A 23,123-nucleotide genomic window follows, 5' to 3' on the forward strand; every position below is an offset into this window, starting at 1 on the left:
CAGCCGGCATCAGAGCTATGGGACCAGCATAACGCAACCCGCTAGCATCGAGCCGAGTGCACGCGATATTCTGAAAAATCATCAGCTGCTTAGCTGGATTTGGTAGCGGGGGAGGGACGCGCTACCAGGTCCAAATCCGAAGCGAAATCCTGAGATTTTCCAGCACGTTGGCCGGAATGTGGTAGCGGATTCGTCGGTGTTACATCCCACCCGGATGTCTCACCCGGCCCGGCCGCCCAGAAAGGCCTGTTCGTGGCTCGTCCCTCCTACCTCGCCCGGCGCGGCGACGGTCGCTATTTCCTGCAGATTCGGTTGGGGAAACAGGCAGCAAAACTCTTTGGCCTCCCCCTGCTCCGTGTCAGCCTCAGAACCGGGGATTTTGATGAGGCGAGGCGGCGGCTGATGGACAATCTGGTATGGGTACAGGAGCTGATCGAGGCCCCCGACCTCGAAGTCTTGGGGACCGTGCTCGATGCCCGACTGCGCGCCTATGTCGACCGCGGCTCTCCGGAAGACGAGCGGCTCTTGGCCGAGCGCTGCGCCTTTGAGCACGAAGTCAGGCGCTACCGCACCCGGGCACAGGAGCGCGGCTATGCCTACCAGAAGCGCTTCCCCCGGATGCCGGGCCTGTGGGTCGACTTTGTCAACCAGAACAAGGCCGCCGAGGCCGGCATCGCGCGCCTGAACGTCCGCCGCGCCTACGAGACCGCCCGCCGCGACGCCACGGAGGCGGCCAACGAAGGCTGGGCGCCCGAGGCGAACGCCCCTTCGCCCATCCGGCCGGAGGCGTTCGACCCGATCGCTATGATCGACCGCCTCGTTCAAGACGCGGTGGCCCAGCGCGTGGCCCAGCTCATGCCGGCTACCGTCGTCCCATTGGCACCGGCCATCGCCCCGACGGAGACCGGTGCCCCTATCGAGGTAACCAAGTCCGATGCCCCGACTGCGAGCAGCCCTGATCGACTGTCCGCGCTGCTGCAAGAATTTCTGCGGCCCGCGGGGCGCAAACGCCAGCACAAGATGAAAGGCCGTGGGGAGGCAGAAGCCGTCGTCCAGTTCGCGATCGATTTCCTGGGCGATCTGCGCATGAACGAGCTTACCGATGACAGGTGGAGGGCGCTCGACGAGGCGCTTCCGGATATTCCCAACCGCGACAAGATTCCGCGGGAGTTTTCCAAGACGCTGCATCAGCGCTACAAATATGCGGAGACGCACGGCTGGTCCGAGCTCGTTCGCGTCACCACCACGACGATCAAGAGCCGCTACTGGGGCGGCCTCTACAAGTTCATCGACTGGGCGATCCAGGAGAAGCACTACCGCGGCCCCCGCTACACCTTCGAGTGCATCGACCCCGAAAACCTGGCGCCACTGCCGCGGGACGCGTTCGAAGACGAAGAGCTGCTTAAGCTTCTCAAGCTGCCTCTCTTTACCGGGTGCAAGAACCGCCTGCACGTCTGGCAGCCGGGCGAGTATTTCGTGCAGTCGCACATCTATTGGGGATTCCTCATTTGCATCCTCACCGGCATGCGGCCGGGCGAGGTCGGTCAGCTCAAATGCGTAGACATCAGAACCGATGGCGAGTTCTTCTACTTCGATCTGAGGCCGTTCGATGCACGTGAGGGACGCGTCGCCGTTCAGGATCTGCGCAACCTTAAGACCAATGCTGCGGGGCGCGTGATCCCGATCCATCCTTTGTTGATCGAATTGGGTCTGCTCGAACAGATGCAGGATTTGATCGACAAGGGCGAGGAGCGTCTATTCCCCGAATGGGATGTCTACGTCAGAAAGGACGGGAGCGAACGCTGGTCGCAGCCGCTCAGCAAGTCATGGCAATACGTGAAGAAGCTCCTGAAGTTGACCCGCGCCGACCTCACACTTTACAGCACGCGGCATCTCATGGCGGACTGGCTCGACAATGAAGCCATTGCACAACGAACCCGCGACCGCATCCTCGGGCACGCCAGTGATGTCCGCGGTCGCTATGGTCGCAAGGGCATCCTCGACCCGCAAATCGCTGCGAAGATCGAGGCGCTTGAACCGCCGGTCGTCAAGCAGATGAGAGAGATCCTGCTCGCCGCGAAGAACCGCGCCGACGCTGGCGAGCTCACCGTGCTGAAGACGTACTGAGTTTCAAAGTTCATCACGCTGTTATCTGAGTTCAACGGCGTGCCGACCACGCCCATCGAAGAGAGAGGATAGCCTTGTGACCGCAAAGTTCCATATTCGCCGCGACCGCTGGTTGCTTGAAGAAATCTGGCTCAAGGAAGGTGATAGACCAGGTTGTGGCGCCTTCGCGCTGATTCTTGACGATGAGCATTTCCCCTATTTTAGGTACCCTCATCGAAACAACTTGGGGACGCTCTAAGTCATGCCGCGGCCGGCCAAGAGGCACCGGCCGTCACCCTCGAAGATGGCGACCCGGTCCAGGTTCACCCTGCGTCGGGGTCGGTTCTTGTTTGCACTCCGGCTGGCGCGAAAAGAGACCTAAGCAAGCTCGAGGCCGAACTCCTCGCTAAGGATTTGATCTCACCATTGGCACAGACCCTTATTGGTCAAGAGTAAGGCTAGTCAATAAGCCAGATGCGCTGCAGGAGCGAGACCTCGGGTAAGGTCAGATTACTCGTCATACTGAGTGGCAATGGCTCTGAGCTCCGGAGTTCGGTCAATAAGCTCCAGCACGGAGCTGTCGGTTAATGCCCTCACGTCCAAGCTATCGCTTACTTGCTTGGTCTGCCACGCAAAGTCGTGCATCTTGGTCAGAGTCGCGTCGACGGCCGCGTCATGAGTTCTTGTGTCACGCAAAAAAGGCTTCAGCTGATCGTCGAGACGAACGGAGCGAGAGCCGTTGTTGACCCACAACAGCTGCTCGTCTGATATTGCAGTGCCTGCGTCCGCATAGAGCTTCCTTATCAGTTCTATGTATTCTTTTGGGTGCTTCCGCTGCCAAGACTGCTGCCCGAGCGATTCTGCAACACGTCGAGCAACTACATTAGGTTGGCTGGTTACCTCACTACGGCTCGCTAAGATCCATTGGGGTAGCATTTCCTCGAGCGTTATCCCCGAACACAGCATCTGCGGAGCTTTCGGCCGGACGAAGTCGAAAACCTCCGGCCCAAAGCCGCTAATTAGGTCGATCGCGTGGCGCTGAAAAGGGGCAACCATCTCAATATGTCGAAACACGAAATTTTCGTGAACGAGCTTTTGACCAGCTAATTTGATCGCGCACTGATCCAGGACGTAATGGCTCAGCGAACCATGCACAACACCTGCACGAGCATTGGTCAGAGCATGCGGATTTTTCTTGATTTTCTTGAATAAGTCCTGCCTGACAACGATCCCAGTTAAGGCTGCTTCGTCGATGCCCAATGCAACGATGACTAGGTCGCTATTATTCGCCGAGCGGACCAAGCCACAAACAGGGCCGGCCACATCAACTCCGAATTTTTGCTTGGTCAGTTCGGAAGGTGGAAACGCTTCACACGACGGGGTGACTGCCAACGCGGAGGTTACGAGTGGCGCCAGAAAGCAGCAAACGACCGCACTCACGCGTAGCAAATGCAACATCCCACGGCGAGATGTCTTCACGGGCCATCTCCAAACCGCGGGCCCATAAGCTGACCAACCCAAGCCATGAACTCCCGATTGAAACTCCCGATCAGACGGAGCGATTTCCCACCCCATTCGGGTTGTGACTCTACGTCCGCTCCGGCGCCACCAACGACGGGGCCTATCTGGCCATGCGCTAATAGGCCCGCAGCGTAACGCCCATTACCGACCAGTCCAAATCCTTCAACACCGAGGTCGGCCTTAGCCGTTCTGAAGTATGGAAGTTTCACTCCGGTACTAGCTCCGATTCCGATACCACCCATCGCCTCGCCTTCGGTGTCGGCAGCAGCGATGATCGAAGCCGTGGGGTACAACTTCGGCAAGCCCTTCAACACCCCTAGCTCAGTCTGCACGGATATTTTGGACTCTATGTCGTACGAACTGACTCCCTCCCATGTCCGCCCATTATCGCCGCCAAAAACGTTGTAACTCCTGAAAGCGTAGCCTCCAAGATTCTCCTCAACCTTCCTTTGGTTTGCTGTCCGACCTACCAAACCAAGGAACCAGAATACATCCACCCGAGGATTGAAGATGACCCAATGATCGTCCGTATAATAGTGCTCATCCGCAACGCTCCCGAAGATGCTACTCGTCGGCCCAGCTCGCTCCGGCTCACGGCCAGTTGGATCAATCTTCGCGATAGGATTTTGAGCTGCAAATGAGTACGACGCAAATCTGCCCAGTGACGTCGCGGCGCTCGCACTGTCGATAGCCATCTTTGGATCAGGATTTAACCACAGCGCCAAAGCGGGGTCGTAGTACCGCGCTCCAAAATACATCAGCCCAGTTTCGACATCAGCTTCTTTCGAATCGAACCTCCACGCAGGAATGCGAGGCGATCTGCGCTCGGCTGCTCCGACTTCGTCGCGCCCGATCAAAGAAGAGCGAGAGTGAATCATCTCGCCAAAGCCAGAGTACTCGAATTGCTGGAATATTCGAGCCGCTTGTGGCTTGGAAATATTTCCCACGACCACGTCATTCACGGACCGGTTCGCTAAAATTGGGTGGTATGAAAAGATTACTTGATCCCCGGCCCAATAAGACGCCAGCCGCTCACTGCCCATCGCCAGCTGCACCATAACTTCGGGCTTCTTGTTTGGAGCCCGCGCTACTGTCAGGACGTCCGCCAGGTAAACCGTATCTCCCAACGGCACTTCCGTAGCCTGACCGTTCTTGAATTCTGTGCGCACCGATCCGGCCTTTATGGCTCGCCCTCCCGCCATGTCATGCTCGAATTTCACAATCGATCGTTTCGCACTTACGTTTCGCTTCCGCTCACTTTCAGAGATAGGCAGCTCAATGGAGACCCCCGCGAGAAAGTCATCCACTTGCCAGTCAAACCTCGTCTCTCCACCATCTGTTCGTCGAGCTTTTTGACGTCCAAAACCGTCATATTCGAATTCCCAGGAGCGTCCTCCGGTCTGATGAGCTGTGGTTGGAGCGTGCTCAGGACGCGCACCGAAAGCGAACACCAAGGTCGAGTTTGCTTTTGCGAGCGTCGTCCCGGAAGGATCCGACGTCGTGGTGTTTCGAGCAATCTGTCGGAGCTCGTGCGTATTGGCATAAGCCAGCCGCTCGTTAAAGGACAGGATCCTCGCTTTCGCATTCGCAATGTCCGAAGAGTTCCAAATCGCGTCCTTCTCAAGTTTTGTTTTGCCCGAGTATACATTCATCTGATGTTCAACAGACCGCACGCGATTCAACTGATCATACGCAAAATTGCTCCGATTGCTTCTAATTAGAAGACCGATCTCGCGCGCGTTCGCATCCAACACAGGAGCACAGTCGAACCCATCGCCGCCTGGAGCGCGACACGGAGCAGCGTATACAGGTGTATTGTTCGCTTGCAGAACATTTCCTTGCGCGTCGTAAGTATATGATACCGATTGAAAGTCGACCGCGGGTGGAAATGCAGAGCAGTCATCACCGGTGGAGCTTTCTCGGCACGACACGCTCGGCAATCGGGATGTGAGATTCAGCAACCGATTAGTAGCCGGGTCGTATCGACGCAGCATCGTCACGCTGTTGCCCAGTTCAGCGTAGACGCGATTTCCCCGCTCGTCGTACCTAGCATCCAACAATATCTTCAGTTCTTTACTCGCGGCCGGTGGATTCGTCCTTGTTGCGAGCGATGCAAGCCTACCGCCTGCGGTATATTCGTACTCAATCTGCTCGTCGAATTCTGTCTTTTTAGTGGAGTCGCCTAGAGACACTACATATCCGCTTAGTGACTTCTTCTTTAGGGACGACCACACATCGTAGCCGTCCTTGATCACTAGCTCCGCAACCGCTCTTCCCCGATCCTTCAAATCGCGGATCCGCCGTGCAGTTAGCGCGCGGTGGCCGACCGCATCGTACGCTCGAAGCTCCGTGCCCACGAGATCGTCAATGCGGGCCAACCGACCAACAAGGTTAGTTCTTTTCATCTCGTCCGTCGCCGGACCATATTGCATGACAATCGTCTGGTGTTGGTCGGTGGAGACCGGCTTAGCTATAAATGTGTAGGCGATCCTCGCTGGTAATTTGAACAAGAATTCACTTTTGGCCACTCTGAGCACCGCCGAGGGATAACTCGGCAGATTGCAATTCCGATCGAGCCAGTACGCTTCGGGCGCCAACGACGGGTCGAACTTGGGATGCAAACCGGACCTCGCACAGATGGCATTACCAACTAAATCGAGGGCCCGAGCTTCGAATCCGCGATCTGGGTCATCTGTCCAAATACGTCTGCCGAGCGCGTCATACCCCATTCTTATAAGCGGCACGTTTCGAGCGGCCACTTCCGTGTCCTCTTTTCTCGGCAGAACAACGGCAATTGGATTATTCAAGGGATCATACTGATACTCTACCCGAGCACTTCTAACTCTGGTTTTTCCGAATACTTTTCCAGCCTGGAGTGTTTGAGCTATCGCACTTAAGGGCTCGCACTCCGACCGCTGCTGAACTTTCAGGCGATCCCAGGAAACTCCCTTGAGCCATCCCGCGCCGAGCGTTACTCGCAACTTCCCTTCATCAAAGGCCGAGCCAAGGGCCTGCGCATCAATGTCTCCTGTCTTCTTCGTCGCGTCGTCCTGCCAATATTCTTCTATGGACCGGATGTTTCCTCTTGCATCTCGTTCAATCGATACAGGCGAGCAAACGGCGTTTGTCGCAACCGACCGATGAACGGAATAGCTACCATCGGCAAAAGTCTTGCGATCTATCCAAAAGCCAAACTGAAACGTATTCCCGTCCAGATTGGTGACCAGTGTGGGACGGTCCAGGCCATCGTAATCCACCTTTGTACGTAGTGCCGCTTCACCTGACGTTGGATCAATGGAAGGGGGACTTAAGTACCGAATGTCATTTAGGTTGTCGGACCGTTCCGCCGCCATCGGCATGAATTCCGCGACCTGCCGCTCAAGGGAATCCCTGGTTATTACTCCCGACACGGTCGCCCCGAAGAACTCGCACCTTTTTAACTCTTTCTTGTCGAAAAGCGATTGACAGTTCTCATCGTCACTCTGTTTTTGAATCTCCAGTCCAAATTGATCAAACAGCACATCCGTAACCAGAGTTCGATACGGAGCATTCGGCGCCGAGCGTCCCGGTATTGATCGGTAACTCTTCGGATCAGCGATCACGCTGATTCTAGCCAGTGGCCCTGAATGACCGCTCGCTGGCGTGACAATCACACCCCAGTGTCGATATTCGTAAGATGCCAGCTCCCTAAACTCAAGATTAGCCGGCAATTCCTCGAATTGGCGTGGTGGCAGCAGCCGCGGGCCCAGATCTCCAAAAGTTGCTGAAACTGCCTTCGCGCGGCCAAATCCATCGAGCGGTGTGTAAATTGCGTTCGAGTTAACGTCGACCGATACCGTCGCGGTCGCAAATCGATAGTCAATTCCTAATGTATAGGCGGTTACTGTGCCGAGCGGAATTTCATCGAGCTGCGAGGCCGCGATAGCTTTTGCGTCGCCGAACGGAAGCAGCTTGCCCTCTCCGTTGGGCAACTGAACATTTTTTACACTCGCACTGCCAGGAAGGCAGGGCAAATTCGACCAGTTCCTGTCCGCCATCGGCACATCGGTGTTTATCGTTGTATCGATGGCACAGATGACTGCCGACTCGCTCCTCGCAACCCTCTGAAGTAAGACGTCATGCCTCCATCGTTTAGCGATGTAGTGACGGTTGGTGGCCGGCTTAGCAGGATCAAGACTGAATCCCGATGTGGGCGACAGTGCCCAGGCCAGATTACCTCGCGTGTCGTAGGCGAAGACGTCCATCGCTACATTATTGTCGTTCGCCGCCAACAGCTCCTTCGCGGACGTCGGGAACAGCATCTCAACACTCGGAAAATCTACGCCGCGCGGGGGCTGCTGACTGTACGCCTTTACTGGATCGCAGGGATCAGTGCTGGTTAAGGGATTTAGAAACCTGCATAGCTTAAGGAGCTGACCGTTCTCCAAGTGGTATAACGCCGAGCGACGACGAAGAATTCCGCGAGCGGACTTCACTACTAGATTTCTAACGAGACTGAACTGCGGCGTGGCAGCTACTTCATCGCCTAACAATCGTTCGTAGTGGATTAGCACTTGGAGCTGGTTTTGCGTCCTACCATCGCTCGCCAGCGAGTCGTAGTAGTCTATCTCAGAGCAAACGTCATCCGCGGGATTCTCTGGATCACCCAAGTCGCACGCTTTGACAACCCTTCCGCGGAAATCCGGCCGCATTCGCAGTAGGGATTTCAGCTCAGATTTGCCGGAGTTCGTCTCTCTCGTTGTTCGTACTACTTCGGCAACAAATGGTGCCAAATGTCGGGCGGTCGGATCAAGCGCCGGCAACGCGCTGCAGCCGCCTTCGATGTTCTGCAGTAAATGTTTCGCGACATCTAGAGTACTCGAGGAAACTAGGGCCGGACCTTCGCGTCCCGACGAAGTTGCGAAGCAATTGAACCGATCTGGGTGACGCGCGCGAAGATCGATTAGTACGTAATGATTGCGGGTTTCGCGACGCGGCTGTGGCTCCCACCCCAGCCTAGAATCGGCGACCGTAACCATTTCCGCCAGTAAAAGACCGGAATCGAAAACCGTGCGGTTGCCGAAAGTCCGATCAATACGCCTAGTCCCCGATAGCGATTCGGCGTCCCCGCCAGCGTCTAAGCGTTGCAACAAGGGGCGCTGCAGATACCGCGTCTGGCACCCCTCTACAATCCGAACTTTCGCAAAGCCAAGAAATCTCTTCTCATACTTGTCGAAGTAACCGCCCCCGTAAGCTAAGCAGGTCCGGCGAAGGTTAGGATCGTTTTGCTCTGACGGGCCAAGCTGGTCGTCCTGCACCACCCCGTCCCTTGCAATGACCTCGCTCAGTACCCAATGAGTAATCGGATCTTCTTGGGTATTGCCGGCTCTAGCGAAATTGAATTCAAAGTTGGCCGGAAGGTTCGCCTCTCGAGGATTAGTCGGGAGGAAGACTCGAGAGAGCAAACTCCTCTTCCCAAGTCCATTATGGAACACTTGATTCTTCGTGTTATCGAAGTTCAAATTGAACTGTCCATTCGACAACCCGCCGCTCACGACAATTTCTGGCAAGCCGTCTCCATCGACGTCCCTCAGCTGAACCACCTGGCGCGATGTCGTCTCGGTAAGCCCTGCACCAGGATTCACGATTATGAATAGCGGCGTTGGAAAAAGCGGGCCGAAGGCCAAGCTAAACCATGCGCCGCCTGACATGTTATCGGTCTCCGAACCTCCGCTGCCCAGCAGAGGTACTTTTGTTTCCGCCAGCGGCTTCCAATCCGTAAAGCCGCGCCCCAGATTGAACTTTGCGCATAGCTGCGTCGGAAAACTCCTAATCGTCGCCGGTGTACAAGAGTCACCCGTGCGCGGCGCGACAAGGTCCGGCAGACCGTCTCCGTTCACGTCCACAAAGGCTAGTGCCAGCTTGGAGGCCGAGAGACTGGCGTTTATGCCCCCGCCATATTCGTTGCGATCGTCACCATCAGAGAATCCTGCCCCCACGCCGAGCCCAATAGACAGGCTTCTTTCGAGGGGAGCGGAGCCCAGTATCTGCGGCGGACCAAAAGCATAGCCGAGGTTAAAGCTCACTGCGAGATCGCACCGCTCGGCTCTCGCGTCCCCCAGAGAGCAAGCGGTTATGATTCTGTCTGGAAGTCCGTCGCCATTTATATCAATCCAGTCGTATTGCCGTAGTGAGGCACTATCCCCGAACGAAATAGCGGGTGGTTGAAACCCAAAATGCGGTTCAGTTTGCCTAACCGCCTGCCGAACAGGTGCGCCGACAGAGCTGCTTCCATTGGTCGCATTCGGTTCCGGCTGACTAACCGTCGCAGACTTCGGAGCGGTAAAGGAGCCCAACTGCAGGGCCTCAGCGTCTGACGCTCTGCTGGGGTTCGAAATGGTCCAAGGTTGTAAGCACAAGCTGCCGGCCTTTGACCAAGTGTCTAACCGCGGGTCGGTGCATCTGTAATTTCCCAGAGGATCCGACAACAGGATTGACTGCCCGTTCACCTGATCGGGATATCCGTCTCCATTAACGTCTAAGGTTTCTTGAGAGGAAGAAACCGTTGTACGCGATTCCGACAAGAGTCCGGGATCAACTCCAACCGAATACCCGTCGGTTGTGAAACTCGTAGATTTGGGAAGAGCGATTTGCCGCACTGCGGCAACTGTCGTGGACGGAGCACCGCCGCCGGGTGGCGTCGGGTAGATTGATTCCGCTGTTTCGGACGCGAGCTCGGCAACTCTGTCTGTGATATCCTTTGCACCCAGGCGCGAAGCGCTAACGCGGCTACCACTTATCCAGACCTGTGAATCAGGCCCCATTGAACAACTGTCTCTTCCCGCACTGACTTGCCGCCCGCTATTTCTCGTACCGGCGTCGGACTCTCCCATATATGCTCGCATCGGAGCAACGGGCACGATCGAAGGCAGCGTGGTGAATGCCCTCTCCGACCCAGCGGCATCCGCTACGTTTCGTTTTTGATCGTTTGCTATACAAGTTTCCCCTGCTCCGGACGCCTGTCGCCACTGCGGCACGAGAGGGAATGCACGAACTGCCACGAGCGCCTTGTAATGACTTGACTGGGCGCAATCGGCGCTCGCACTTGCCGATGGCGGCGCTGCCGGTGAGGCGTTCAATGCTCCGCAAGCTGACCGCACATCGCCATTGGCCGAAAGAGCAGCGCCTGCATCAGACATCACGTGAAGTATGGTTGCAAAATCCGGAAGCGGAACTGCGCCTGGCGTCGGCAACGCTAAGGACTTTGGCTCTGGCACAGTTGGGACGCTGAGGTCGTATTCTGTGTTTACTGCCAAATTGCTCCATCCTCTTGAGGATTGGGGCGAGGCCCATTCGTCGCGCGGCGCAAAAATGAAATGCGGGCTCTCAACAAACTCGACGGCCCCTGCCGGAAGTTTTGTCGCGCTCGCGTAACTTGAGGTCAACACGACGGACTTCGTTAACGGACACACAGGGGCCGTACCAGGCACAAGGGCCGCGCAGTCCCGTGAATCTAAGATGGCAAAACTTTCACGCTTCATAACCTCCACGTTTGAGCCGCCTTGCATCTGACTAGGCGCAGCCGGTGATGGAGGGATTGAATCGGCAACTGGGCGCAGCACGGTCTCAACGTCTATCGCCAACCTGGGAGCTTCTCTGGAAACAATGACTTTGTTGTAACCTGCGGCCATCAAAAGGTTAGCGACCTCATCGACTCGTTGTTCCGATATGCCTGTCAAGCGAGACAGGTAGATGAAATCGTTCGAAGCGATCTTTCCTGCCAAACTTGCTATAAGGTCAGCGTCACCAATATCCTTAAACCTGAAGACGACACCCGATGTATCCACGTGCAACACAATCGGCTGTTGGTGGCACACCTGATATCCCGTGATGTCGGTGGGCAGCTCCTCGCGAGGTCCGACAATGAACTCGTCGAATGTTACGGTTGTCTGAGTCAGGCCATTCGATGACGTCCTCCTAACAAGCTGCTCCGCCATAAGAGAGCGATTGACTTCGAATCCTCCACCCACCGTTGTGCGTTTATCGAAGACGATACGCTCCTCCGGTGCGAGCTTTCCTAAGAGATGCTCGGGACGCAATTTAACAGGCTCACCCGATGCACGCGAGATCACCTTGAAGGTCGCAAAAAGCTCAGGATTCCGATCACTCGGATGTAAGGGATCTCTAGGGACAAAAGCACTAACAAGCGATCCGACAAGGTCATCAGAAGTCGCTTCACCGGGAGGTCTCTTTATAGTCAACGTCGTGGGGTTTATTTGAAGCCGATACAATGATCGCCTGCCGGCTTGCCCGTTCGTTAAGCATTCTTCCTCTGTCTCAGGCAGCACGACAGGTAAAACGCGCATAACGGGCCTATCGGCCCGAGGGCCAGTTGAAGGATCCTTGTTGTCGGCAACGCTGCGGTTAAACGCGACCGGGACTTTCGGCATAACCGCAAACGCGTCTTTGGTTTCATAGCAGACGAATTTGTATGGGTGCGACTTGCCATCGGGATCCTGCACTGCGGCCGGCGCTCCTTTTGGAGTCGGCAAGTGCATCCAGTCAGAACCTGGATCGATGCAAACGCCGAGCTTTTCAGCGTCACTTGCACCAGTGGCGAGCTTGTCACCTTTAGGTGGCAGAGCCAAAGCGGGATCCGTGGTGACGAGCAACTTTGAGCGATAAGCAATTCGTAGCGGCGCGTCCCATACTACCTGCGAAAGGTCCTCTGGCCACGCACCTGCACCTATAGTCGAACGATCACTAGAAATGCGTGGCTCAGTCGAAATCCAGAACATGCAAACAAGTGCGCCACGCTCGACGGCCACGGGCCAGTCATCTCTGTTAAAGATGTCCTTGGCAATATCTTTGGTCTCTTCCGCAGCAGAGAACTCAACAATGATGCGCGTGTCGGCCTCGTCGCGGGAGTTGCATGGCTTTACATGGCCATCCTCCGCTCGGTGCCGCAATTGCAGAATCAGTCGCGCGCCGAACAAGGTGGAAGGCTTTCGCACTACACCTTCAATGCCAAACCTGCCGGAATATGGTGCCAAGGCACTTCCCAACGATACAGCTAGGTCATTCTGCTCCTCTGCAGGAATGTATCGGACAATGCTGCGCCCCCAACGATCACAGAGGCCCAACATTTGCTCGGAAAATGTTCCGGGTATGCCCGAACGCGTTACTGGTATATCTGAATTCCCGGAACATCGAGTATTAAGACGCGATAGAGATATCTTCACCGCATCGAGTCCGGGCAAATCGGCGGCCTGATCGTATCCGTAGATTACTCTACGCAGTGACGTACTACTCGCGCCGTCTAGAATTGTCTCGTACAGCCACAGGTAATCTACGCGCGGATTCCATTCAACAATATCAGCATTTCCGTTATTTACCGGATCTACGGCAAAATAGAGCACGTCTCCTGGGGCAACAGAGACGATCAGCTCATCGCTCGCTACGAGACCTGTGGGTGGCGTTGGCTCTCCAGCTGACGTATCCAAACAACTACCTGGCCCGTTGAAAGTGGCGCCCAGTTTTTCTGGTAATGTTTTTGTTGGGGTCCGCGACTGTTCAGTTAAGGCAAGGGAAGCCTCAGCGCACACGTCCACTTTAGGATGCCCCGCTGGCCCGGTCGAGCTCCGTTGAACCGAGACGATAACGCCATCAATTCGCGAAGCCTCCTTTCTTTCCTCGGGTGTTCGGACGTCCTGTCCATCGATGGGCGCCAGCCCGTCCGGCCTCGGCAAGTCGATCGGACCCGATATGCGAACTTGGCCGCCAAACGGAGCTTTCCAAGCCCGCAACGTGTTAAGACGAGGATAATCAATACTTCTAGGGGCTCTATTCTGGGCCGTGACCGCTTTCTTGATTTCATCCCGAGCGAGAGGAAGAACAGGTTGATCCTGAACCGATGAAGCGCCTTTCTCGTCGACCGTACGGAATCCCACCATCGGATCGGGCGGGTTTGCCGTAAAAACAATATGGGTCTTCTGCCCATCAAAAGTCGAACGATTGTAGAAGATCGTTCCTCCTACGACTACGTCGAGCTTCTTGTCACCGTCCATGTCGATCAAAAAGCCGTTTTGTACTCCCTGCGTCCACGACCTAAACCCTGCGGCGTATCCTCTTGGGAAATGCGCTTCGACTGCTACGTTGTCCGAGCTGTATTGTGTCTCTTGGTGCAGCGCTGGGATCTCCGCCATTCCGCTCGTATCGGCAGCCGTGGCTTCGAACGATAGCTGTCCGTTCTTTGCGTCAATCTTTCCGACATAAACCTCAAACCCGCCGTTCCAGCCTCTCGTAACCAGGTCTGGAATTCCATCGCCCGTAAGATCCGCAACTGTAGACATTTCCGAGTATGTGAGCCGCCGGTTGAATCCACCCTTTACTCCAACAGAGAAGCGCTTCTCGCTTCCAAACCCGATCCCAAGGAAGATGCTGCCCCCGAGCTCGCTCGTGCCTACCGAACCATTTGCATTTGGAGCGAAGGGTCCATTCCTCTTCCCGTCGCTACTAAAAAGGTCCCTAATGGCACCGGTGGCCGGCGGCAATCCGGCAGACGTTAGACGGTTACCCGCGTCCAACGAGTAGCTCTCTTCTGAGAGAAACTGACTGTTGTCGTACTCGAATCTTGTCACAGCCAAATTGGGACCAGCCTGAACCTTATCGTCGGGCGATAAAGAAGGTTCGGCGCAGGCCCCTAAAGCGTGCGTAAAAGAAGCAGGCACCAAGCCGCCCGCCTGATTCCGAAGAGTCGCAGGAATCAGATCATGGTCGGAAGTAACAGTACGCACGTGTGAAAGCAGATACTCCCCGCCATCCTTGGAAGAGACCAGTTCGTCGCGCTTATAGATGAAACGATGCAAGAAGAAGGGGTCCGAACAAAGCCAGTCAAGTTTCGCGAGGGTATCCGAGTTGTTGCGGCGTAATCTGCTCGAGATTTGGTCCAGGCGCCGACCAGAGACAACAAGACCGCCGCTACGAGCATTTGAGCGAGCATAATCTGCCTGAGCTAATCCACTCCAACTGAATATGAACTCATAGACCGCCAACTGCTTTTTGCAGATCGGGGAGTCGGATATACGGCAGGATTCAATGTCTTGATCGATCTTTGAACTTGAACCGTACGTAATGCGTCGCAAATAGAGGTCATTCGCAAAGACCGAGGATGGAATAGCCTTTGGGTCGATATCCCAACAAGAGTCCTTGATTAAAGGCTCACTCTGATTTGCCCCCCCAGCCAGTATGCAATCCGATTGCCACTCGTAATCTATGGTGTTCCCAAATGGGTCTGATTCTCGTCCCAGGACCCACCGCATTTGCGCGCGTTCTGGTCGTGGTAGCCCTGGAATTGATAGGGACGCAGGACTATGGCTCGCCGGACCACGCGTTAAAGCTAGCTCGCGCTCGATTTGATCCTCGGGCGCATTGGGATTTCTTACGCTTCTCTGCTCAATGTCGAGTGGATCGGCGGGATTTGACAAGTATGGATATCGCCTGCCGGGAGCCTTTCCAAAGAACATGATCTTTTGGCTATCGCCCGTTTCTTGCCATCCCTCCCACCAGTATTCGTCAGGACTAGAACCATGCCGGACAAAGTGCATGTTCCCACTATCGCGACGCAATACAAACGAAACACGCGATTGGCGTTTCGCCAGTATTTTGGCACGATGCGGCTGATCAGCCAGATAAACGATTCCAGTTTCTTCGTTGCTTTCTGGCCGTTCGGCGATCAGCTGCTCTCCGTTGAAGAGATAGGTTTCTGTCTCGTAATTGGGGTCGAATACTGGAACACCCCAACGTGTATCGACTGATATGGTCGGTGTGATCAGAGACCACCCCTCACCTAGTTGGCCATATCCGCTGTTCGATCCGTATTCGATTGAAACAGACGGCCTGAGACCTTCCCGCACTCCCGGAAACACCAACGGAAACGAGAGGCGTAGTTCGCCTGTCGGGCTAGGGTTCGGCCGGGACACCATCGGAATCCGCCCGAATACATTCGCCTCCTTAACACTTGCCATTCGACGCGGCTCGAAACCGCTCGGTACTTTCTCAGTCTGATCACCCTGCTTCAATACGCCGTTGATGAATCGCCCGCTTTCATCCTTGAGAGTGGCAATAGTCGTTCTGTTCTCCCGATCCAGATAGAATTCCATGGAAGAGATGACGTCGCCTGACGACGAGGCCACTTTGAGCAATTGGACAGAGTGCTCCGGGACGTCTGAAGGAATCTTCTTTGGATCAAATGGAAATTCAACAGCCAGCGTGCCCCGCACCAAGATAGAATACGACTTGCATCCGGCGGTCACATTGTAGATCTCATGGCTATTGGCCTCGTTATTGTCTCTCTCGCACGAGACGAGCGCACCTTCTTCTGCTTGTGCAGCGTTCAGTATCACTCCCTTGGGCCGCTTAATTCGTAGCCCGAAGGCGGCGGCCGTTTCCTCCCCGCGGCCCAATCGTAAAACGGCGACGTCGTTCGCGGAGTCAGAGGGAGCGGAAAGAGAACGCTCTACGTCATCAGCCGATCTTGCGGCGGTAGGCGCACCAGAAAATATCAACGAATATATAGCAACCAGCTTGGCAGGTTTAGCGTACCAGCTACCTTCAAATGCTCTTAACATCGACTTCCCCCGATCCCGATGCAAGCCGTGGTAGTTTGTACTCTTTTTTTCCCCCTTGCAACTATTGGATAGCCTCTGTTTACTTTGCCCTCGCCAGGGGAGTGAGACGGCTCATGTTCTTGCTGAAAATCTGCCTGCCAACCTGTTTTCTGGTCGCGACCACCGTCGGCTTGGCGGCGAAGGATTGGACCAGCTTGAAGATTGGTATCGAGGCCAACTATCCTCCATGGACGAGTTTGAACAAAAATGGATCACCAGAGGGCTTCGACGTCGAATTCTCCAATCAGGTGTGCACGCGGACGAAAATTACTTGCACGTTTGTGAAGCTGTCGTTTGACGATCTAATTCCTTCGTTGGTGACCGGGCACGTCGATGTCGTACTTTCGGGCCTTGAGGTTACTCAACGGCGAGACAAGATAATCTCCTTTAGCCGGACTTACGCGAGGGACGAATATGTCTTCATCGTTACCAACGGGAGTCCGCTTGGCAACCTGGATGGCGCGGGAAAGCGCGTCAATTTAGTCGATGGCGGTGCCAAGCCAATCATTCAGGGGTGGCAAGCTAAGTTGAGCGGCAAGAAACTCGCTACTCAGACATCCACTCGCGCTGTCGAATTTGCGCACAAGTTCTTACAGGAAACGTCTGTACTTGAAGTGCCGACGCCAGCTGACGTTTTGCAATCTGTTGCTGCAAAGACTGCTGACATAGCAATGCTTACTGAAAGAGCAGCGATTGAAACGCTTCGCACCCCGGCATTTTCTACAATGAGAATTGTTGGAGCGACTGCTACAGGCGATGTTCTAGGAGAAGGGGTTGCCGCGGGCATTCGGAAATCCGACGCCGACTTGAAGCAAATTTTCGATCAAGAGATCTCCAAAGCAACAGCTGACGGAACTCTTCTCTCGATGTCGATGAAGTGGTTTGGAGCGGACTTGAGACCGAAATAAAGCCGCTGCCGAAGGTCTAAACCAGTTGTTTTGTGCTGGACCAAACTCATGACCATGCGAGCGGCCTACATTTCGCCTCTTAGGGTCAGGCCTCGTCCCGACTGCCGCACGCGGCGGAGCGGCCAGTCACCGACGCGGTTCGGGTGCGTAAGCGATCTTTTCCAGCGCCTTGTTTGCCTCGCGACGTCCCTGATAACTGCCGAGCACTTCGCCCCGATCGCTCACCTCTTCGACGCGGTACAGCGTCCAACGTTTGTCCTGGCCCTGCACGATGCGAAAAACGCGTCCATTGCGGCGACAATAGAACGCTTTGGATTTCTTAATCCGTCCACCCACAATCGGCCCCGGATAAGAAACGCTGCTCCAACTTGACGCGTTCGTCGGCCTTCAATCGACGCCAATTCTCCTCTCGCTCGCGCCTCAGTCGATCTTCCTCGCGCTCGATGTGCTCCTGAAGCGCTCCGATGATCGCTCGCATCTCAGTGCCCAGCGTTTTCTCTGACCGATACAGTCCGAGGCAACCTTCCTTGAGTTCATCGTTCGGGCACGTAGTGTAGGGCGCCTCCCAGTTAGCACGAAGTCGTTGCTCAACGTCCGTTTTGGTCAGGGACGGACCAGGTAGTGTGTTCAGATGTCCTCGATCGGGATCCAGCACGGAGCAGCGGCCTTAGCGAGCTCTTCCCGAGACCCGTCCCATTTCCTCCAGACGGAGCTCGATCTGTCGAGCGCATGCACGATCTCTCTCGCCAACCTGTAAATGCTGTTCGGATCTCGCAAGTGCCGCAACGAGGGGCTCTTTACGTGCTCGAACAAGTTGGCAGTCACGACGTGCTGGCGATCGGCTTCCATATCTGACTCCTAGCTCGGCTCTGAAAACTCGGACCTCCAAGTGTTTAGCGAGTCGTCTGCTCGGCGAGCGGTGACTCATCGAACTCGAAAAGGCCGATTTCACAGAGCTCATCGACGAACCGCGAACTGGAGCGATTGCGGGCGACGCTCTCGAGAACGGCACGCTGCAGGCGGTGCTCCAGGATTGCCAAGAACCTGCACCACATTCCTGTTCAAGCTCGCGATATGTCTTCGGCGGAGCGTGTGACGCGCGATCGGTTGACCACTTCAGCGACTGACGTCCCATTCGCGGGCGACCGCACGCCCTTTGACTCTCAGGTCTATGCGGACCCTGACCGACTGTACGACCTCGGCCACACGCTGCGCAATCTCTCGATAGCTGTAGCGCGCCCTATCGACTAGCCGCCATGCAGGGACGGTCATAGACGGTTCACTTGATATCTCGCGCGCAGCTTCCAAAAGCCGCTGTGCCGCCCGCGCAACTCGACCGAGATTGAGCGGCCCCGCGTGACGTCGTACTTGAATTCGACCGGTGCGCATGAAATCAATGCGATCCTCGACGTAGTCCACGACGTTCGCTTTTTCTGCGTAGGATCTTGCTTCCGTAAACAGCCGCTCACGAACTGCGATCTCCGTGGGGACGCCGCGCGCATCGGATTGACGCTGCGGTATTCCTGCCTCAAGGCGATTGCGTTCAGCGACGACGTAAGCATCGATTTTGTGGCGCGTCAGGCCGACATAGATCTCTCTCGCATCGGTCGGCTTGGCGACGTAGAGCACAGCCGCGGCTGATGTCCGCCCTTGAACGGAATACGCCGTACCTGCATAAGCCGAGCTAATGCGAGGCGGGTTAGGCAACCGTCCGCGTTGCTCTCGAACCAATGACGCCCACGGAGCCTCGATCAGCCTGCCGTCGTCAAGTCGAACGCTCAGATCCACTTCACCGCAATTCGATTCCAGGCGTTCGATCGTCCCGCGAGTGCCGTTGCGGATCAGGAATTGAGGTAGGTTTTCGCCGAACCGGATTCGATCGCCTTCGGCGAGTTCGATTGGGCCAATCCTCTTGTCTCGGCCAACGGCAGCGAGAGACATATCTTGGCCTACCAAGCGGCCTTCGGCGCGCAGGACGGCGCGAGCGGCTTTATTGAGGGCTGCAGCATCTGAATTTCGACGGGTGATGATCAATACATCATCGCCATGTGCGAGACGACAGCCGTTCCAGATCTTGATGACCCGGGCTTGCGCCTCGGCCTCACCCGATACGAGTTCGAGCCGCTCATGTTTGGCGTAAGCCCGCAAGCCCGCCTCGGAATCGCCTCTTGCCATCACCATTGACGCCGCTCGTTGCCACGCGACGTTCTGTCGTCGCACCTGCGAAAGAACCGCACCACGGGCAATCACGTCGAACACAGCTCTTAGTGCGCTGCCGCCGGGTACCGACTGAAGTTGACGCCGATCCCCAAGACATACGACTTTGGCATGTGCCTCGTGTGCCGCCCTTAAGACAGATTCGAGGTCGCGCACACCGGTTAGGCCGGCCTCATCAACAATGATAAGGGTCCTGGCATTGATCGCGGACTCTAGCCCGCGCTCGCGATCGTATCGCCACTGCGCAATTGCGCGCGCATCGATACCGCAAGACTTCGACAGTTCATCAGCGGCAACCCAGGTAGGTGTCAATCCCAGAACTTTGAGGCCGGAGTGATGCGCGGCTTCGACCAGCGCCTGAGTCATGACCGTCTTACCTGTGCCGGCCGGCGCCTCACATATGGCGACTCCATCGCGATTGGCGGAAAACTTTACAGCTCCGGCCTGTTGCGCGGATAGGTAAGGTGCATTTGCGAGCGCTGTTTCCAGCGCGTCCGGTCGAAACCAATCATGCTCATCAAGGCGGTTCGCGGCTCGCAGCAAGCTCGCTTCAGCGGCGGCGATGGCAGGGGTCGTCCAGCATTCCGCCCTCTCCTCGCCCGTAAGCTGGCGAAGGGCTCCGCGCTCTTCATATGCCTGCAACTCTGCCCAAACTTGGTCAATACCGACCGCGAGGAGACCTGCCTCGACGAATGCGCCATGCAGCAACTCCTTGCGGGAGATCACGCTTTGGTGCCGAAGCAGCTTTGAGGCGGCAACGGCGACAGGGCCGGTCCCTTCGATTTCCGGAGGATCGAGATCACGTTCGATAATCGTGTCGATGTCACGACTTGGTACGAAGTCGCGAACCGCCCTCCATGGGTCGATACCGATCTCGGCCAGCTCCTCTCTCCAGCGGGTTTCCAGGACGCTGCCGACGGGCACTTCAGCTTTTGAGCCGCGCGTTGCGAGCGCGGCAAGCTCCTTCTGGGCACCAGTGGCATCCCGCCCGACCCGCTCTTCAATCTGATGCGATCTCTTCGAAAATGTCTCGATCACATGTTTCGGGATCCCAGCGATTTCAAATTGATTGCGCCCCGCCGCGCGCATTGAGAAGCCGATGTCTGCCAGACGTCGGGCCAACGAGGCTCTGAACGCCCCGCCAACGACGAGTTGATACTCGAATAATTTTTCGGGCTCCAGGGTGCGAAATTTTGCTCGATCCCAGCAGGCAGCCACGTTCATAAGCACGGCGTGGGTATGAATATTTGGGTCCCCCTCCCGCGAAGTGTAGTGATCGAACCGGCCAACGATGACATCGGCAGGCGGCTCGCGGAGATACCCGCCCTGACCTAACCGTACTTCGACAAGGCCTTCGTCCACCAAGAACCGGAGAGCGTCCTGTACCGCGGCGCGATGCAGTTCGTGCAGCATGGCACGCTGTTTTTCATCTCCGGCCATCCACAGGACGGAAAGGGATTTGGGAGCCGAAAATGTAATATCCCAGCCGGCCCGATGCCCTGGTCCTGAACCACGAACGAGTGGCTTTCCGGTGCGAGGATCGATCCCGGCGCACAGATCTCGAAACGTCTCCTTCTCGATATCGGAACCGTGCCGAACCACGGTCTCACCGGTTGACCACCAGCTACCACCGCCATCCCGCACGTAGTACTCGTCGCGGCTTTTCGGCCGAGCCTCACGGCTAGGATCATTGACGTAGTAAAGACCGGCGTCGCGACCGACGCCCAATGTGCGCAGCGACGCCGTCATGCCTTCGGGGCAGAATATCGACAGAGGCTAGAAACGTCGAAGTGGCCACTAGCGGTCGCCTCGCCAACAAAGCCCGCCAAATCCAGCAAGCCTTGATCAACGGTCTCTAGACGTTCGATTAGTGCACGAAACCTAACCGCGATGTCTAGATGCTGCTCAACGCACTGCGCAATCAATTCAGCCGGTGCGATTTTCGCGGCACGAGCAGCCTCTTCAAGCTGCTCGGAAAGCTTCGTCTCGATCTGAACTGTGTAGACCCGCATACGTTCTCCAGAAGGCGATCACCTAGCAATCGGCAGCCTTACCCGGATGTCGTATCAGGCGGCACGCGGTTCAAGGCACTCGGCTCTTCCTCCTAAAAGCATCTTTAGTGCGTGTGGTGTGAAGACCAAGGATTCTGTTCTTTGGTTGGCAGCTCGGCGGACATTGTTGGCGACCGGTGGCCCCTAATGGACAAGCGTTTGGGCTGGAATCCACAGTCTAGTGGAAAAAATTTTCGACCCGAGCAAAAACAATGACTTAGCTAAACGAACACGCCCGTGCAGCGCTCCGGGGGTTTTTTCGAGAGAATTTTTCGTCCGCGGGCTTCTCCGAGCCCTTTAAGACGGTTTTAGAGGCCTCGGCAACGCACTTGCTCGGCGATTTTGTTGGCATGTTGGCCCCGGGGTTGCCGACTCGCAGAAACGCAGCGCCGCCCGCATATTCTGCTGCATGGCAATTGACCCCCGCAAGTTCAAGGCTGACGCCAGCCGTCTAGCCGTGCAGCAAAAGGCCAAAGATTGGCGCGGCGGCCGTACCGGTGCCACTGACATGATCTCGGCTGCTCTTCCGGCAATCAAGGAGCTTCGAGAGCAAGGTATCGCGTGGTCCGTAATCGCAGCCGCTTTGGCTGCACAGGGCGCCGTGCAAGGCATTGATCGACAGCCGCTGACTGGACGCCGCTTGTGCGCCCTTATATCCGCGATCAACAAACGCGAAGAGCGCCGCGAGCGCAAGCGTCGTTCGCGATACGCGCGCCGCGACCTTGTACCGCGTGCCCGCGAACGGGCCGTCACGATCACGCCCGAGCTGCAAAACGAGATTTGCCGGCGGACTTCTGCCGGCTTTTCGGAAGTCGACCTTCGCAAGGAGGCCTTCGCCGAGCTCAAATCGCTGCTCAAGGAGCCCCGCAAGTGAGCAAGGTGCTGATTTTCGCGCAAGAGAAAGGCGGCTGCGGCAGGTCGACCAACACGCGAGCTGCTGCGGAAGCCGTTCCGGCTGCGCCAGTCATCGAATTGGAGATAAACCGGCGGCTGACCGAGCTGGGCGATCGTGCTCAGCATTTCCCGATCCGAGCCAGTCGCGAGGAGATCGAGCGCACGGGTGGCCGTGCTGCGCGCTCGGAATTCGACGCATTCATTGAGGCCATGGTGGTTGCGGAGGTGCCGGCGATTGTCGATTTGGGCGCCAATACCTCGACGGCACTCTTGAGCACGATCAGCGAGGTGGCCAATGACTTGCGGCAAGTTGGCGTTGAGTTCGGAATTGTGATTATCGCCACGGCAGAGCCCGGCGCGCTTGCGTCCGTGCCGCTGCTTGACGAAATCGTCTCGCCCTGGGCGTCCGCGCGTTTCCTCGTTGAGAATCAGCTTCACGGTCCCATCAATCCGATCCATCTGGACCGCATCGCAAACGGCGCTGTCCTGACCAGCTTGCCGCATCACCTGATGGATACGGAGGCCGAAGCAATCTTCCAGGCGGGCGGCTTTGCTTGCATCTGCGACCTCGACAGCAAGGCGCTCGCCAAGAAGTACGGATTGATGCGGGGTCTGCGCATTCAGCGGGATCTGGCGCGCTTCCGGCTTGCCGCAATGCGAGCGGTGGAGCCGGCCGCGCGGTGGCTGGTAGCACCGTGACAACCGCTTTCACCGCACTTATGTCGGCGTTGTGCTGGCTCTTGGGAATACTTTGGGCCGCTATCCAGAAAGTCCTCGGC

Annotated in this window: 9 protein-coding genes; 4 read left to right on the forward strand and 5 right to left on the reverse strand. The window is 56.4% G+C overall.

Annotation, left to right across the window (positions count from 1 at the left end; all coding sequences use genetic code 11):
- The first annotated feature begins 252 nt into the window (after positions 1-252).
- A complete protein-coding gene (locus tag EHH60_RS30150; RefSeq protein ID WP_245454626.1) occupies positions 253-2,127 on the forward strand; it encodes a site-specific integrase in 1,875 nt (624 codons plus the stop codon).
- A gap of 489 nt (positions 2,128-2,616) precedes the next feature.
- On the opposite strand, the gene EHH60_RS30155 is transcribed toward EHH60_RS30150, so the two are convergent.
- Together EHH60_RS30155 and EHH60_RS30160 are read right to left on the reverse strand one after the other, a co-directional pair.
- Positions 2,617-3,585, reverse strand: coding sequence for a substrate-binding domain-containing protein (locus EHH60_RS30155; RefSeq protein WP_124162992.1), 969 nt, complete (start codon positions 3,583-3,585; stop codon positions 2,617-2,619).
- Positions 3,582-16,010, reverse strand: a complete 12,429-nt coding sequence (locus EHH60_RS30160; protein WP_199752207.1) for an RHS repeat-associated core domain-containing protein — start codon at positions 16,008-16,010, stop codon at positions 3,582-3,584. Before EHH60_RS30160 ends, EHH60_RS30155 begins: the two co-directional genes overlap by 4 nt.
- A 338-nt stretch (positions 16,011-16,348) precedes the next feature.
- Between EHH60_RS30160 and EHH60_RS30165 the strand changes: the two genes are divergently transcribed.
- The gene (locus EHH60_RS30165; protein ID WP_158626788.1) at positions 16,349-17,182 is read left to right on the forward strand and encodes a substrate-binding periplasmic protein; all 834 of its coding nucleotides are present in this window, start codon (positions 16,349-16,351) and stop codon (positions 17,180-17,182) included.
- Positions 17,183-17,308: 126 nt separating this feature from the next.
- Here EHH60_RS30165 and EHH60_RS38190 read toward each other — a convergent pair whose 3' ends face one another.
- The 3 genes from EHH60_RS38190 to EHH60_RS30180 all read right to left on the reverse strand — a co-directional run bounded on the left by EHH60_RS38190 (position 17,309) and on the right by EHH60_RS30180 (position 21,411).
- Positions 17,309-17,518 carry a hypothetical protein gene (locus EHH60_RS38190; RefSeq protein ID WP_245454627.1) on the reverse strand — a complete coding sequence of 70 codons (210 nt, stop codon included), beginning with the start codon at positions 17,516-17,518 and terminating at the stop codon, positions 17,309-17,311.
- A gap of 780 nt (positions 17,519-18,298) precedes the next feature.
- The gene (gene mobF / locus EHH60_RS30175) at positions 18,299-21,148 is read right to left on the reverse strand and encodes a MobF family relaxase (protein ID WP_124162995.1); all 2,850 of its coding nucleotides are present in this window, start codon (positions 21,146-21,148) and stop codon (positions 18,299-18,301) included.
- A complete protein-coding gene (locus EHH60_RS30180; RefSeq protein ID WP_124162996.1) occupies positions 21,145-21,411 on the reverse strand; it encodes a hypothetical protein in 267 nt (88 codons plus the stop codon). Before EHH60_RS30180 ends, mobF begins: the two co-directional genes overlap by 4 nt.
- A gap of 448 nt (positions 21,412-21,859) precedes the next feature.
- On the opposite strand from EHH60_RS30180, the gene EHH60_RS30185 reads away from it, so the two are divergent.
- Positions 21,860-22,324, forward strand: coding sequence for a hypothetical protein (locus EHH60_RS30185; RefSeq protein WP_124162997.1), 465 nt, complete (start codon positions 21,860-21,862; stop codon positions 22,322-22,324).
- The gene (locus EHH60_RS30190) at positions 22,321-23,043 is read left to right on the forward strand and encodes a hypothetical protein (protein ID WP_124162998.1); all 723 of its coding nucleotides are present in this window, start codon (positions 22,321-22,323) and stop codon (positions 23,041-23,043) included. Before EHH60_RS30185 ends, EHH60_RS30190 begins: the two co-directional genes overlap by 4 nt.
- Positions 23,044-23,123: the final 80 nt, after the last annotated feature.

Source organism: Bradyrhizobium sp. RP6, assembly GCF_003837805.1.
Taxonomy (GTDB): Bacteria; Pseudomonadota; Alphaproteobacteria; order Rhizobiales; family Xanthobacteraceae; genus Bradyrhizobium.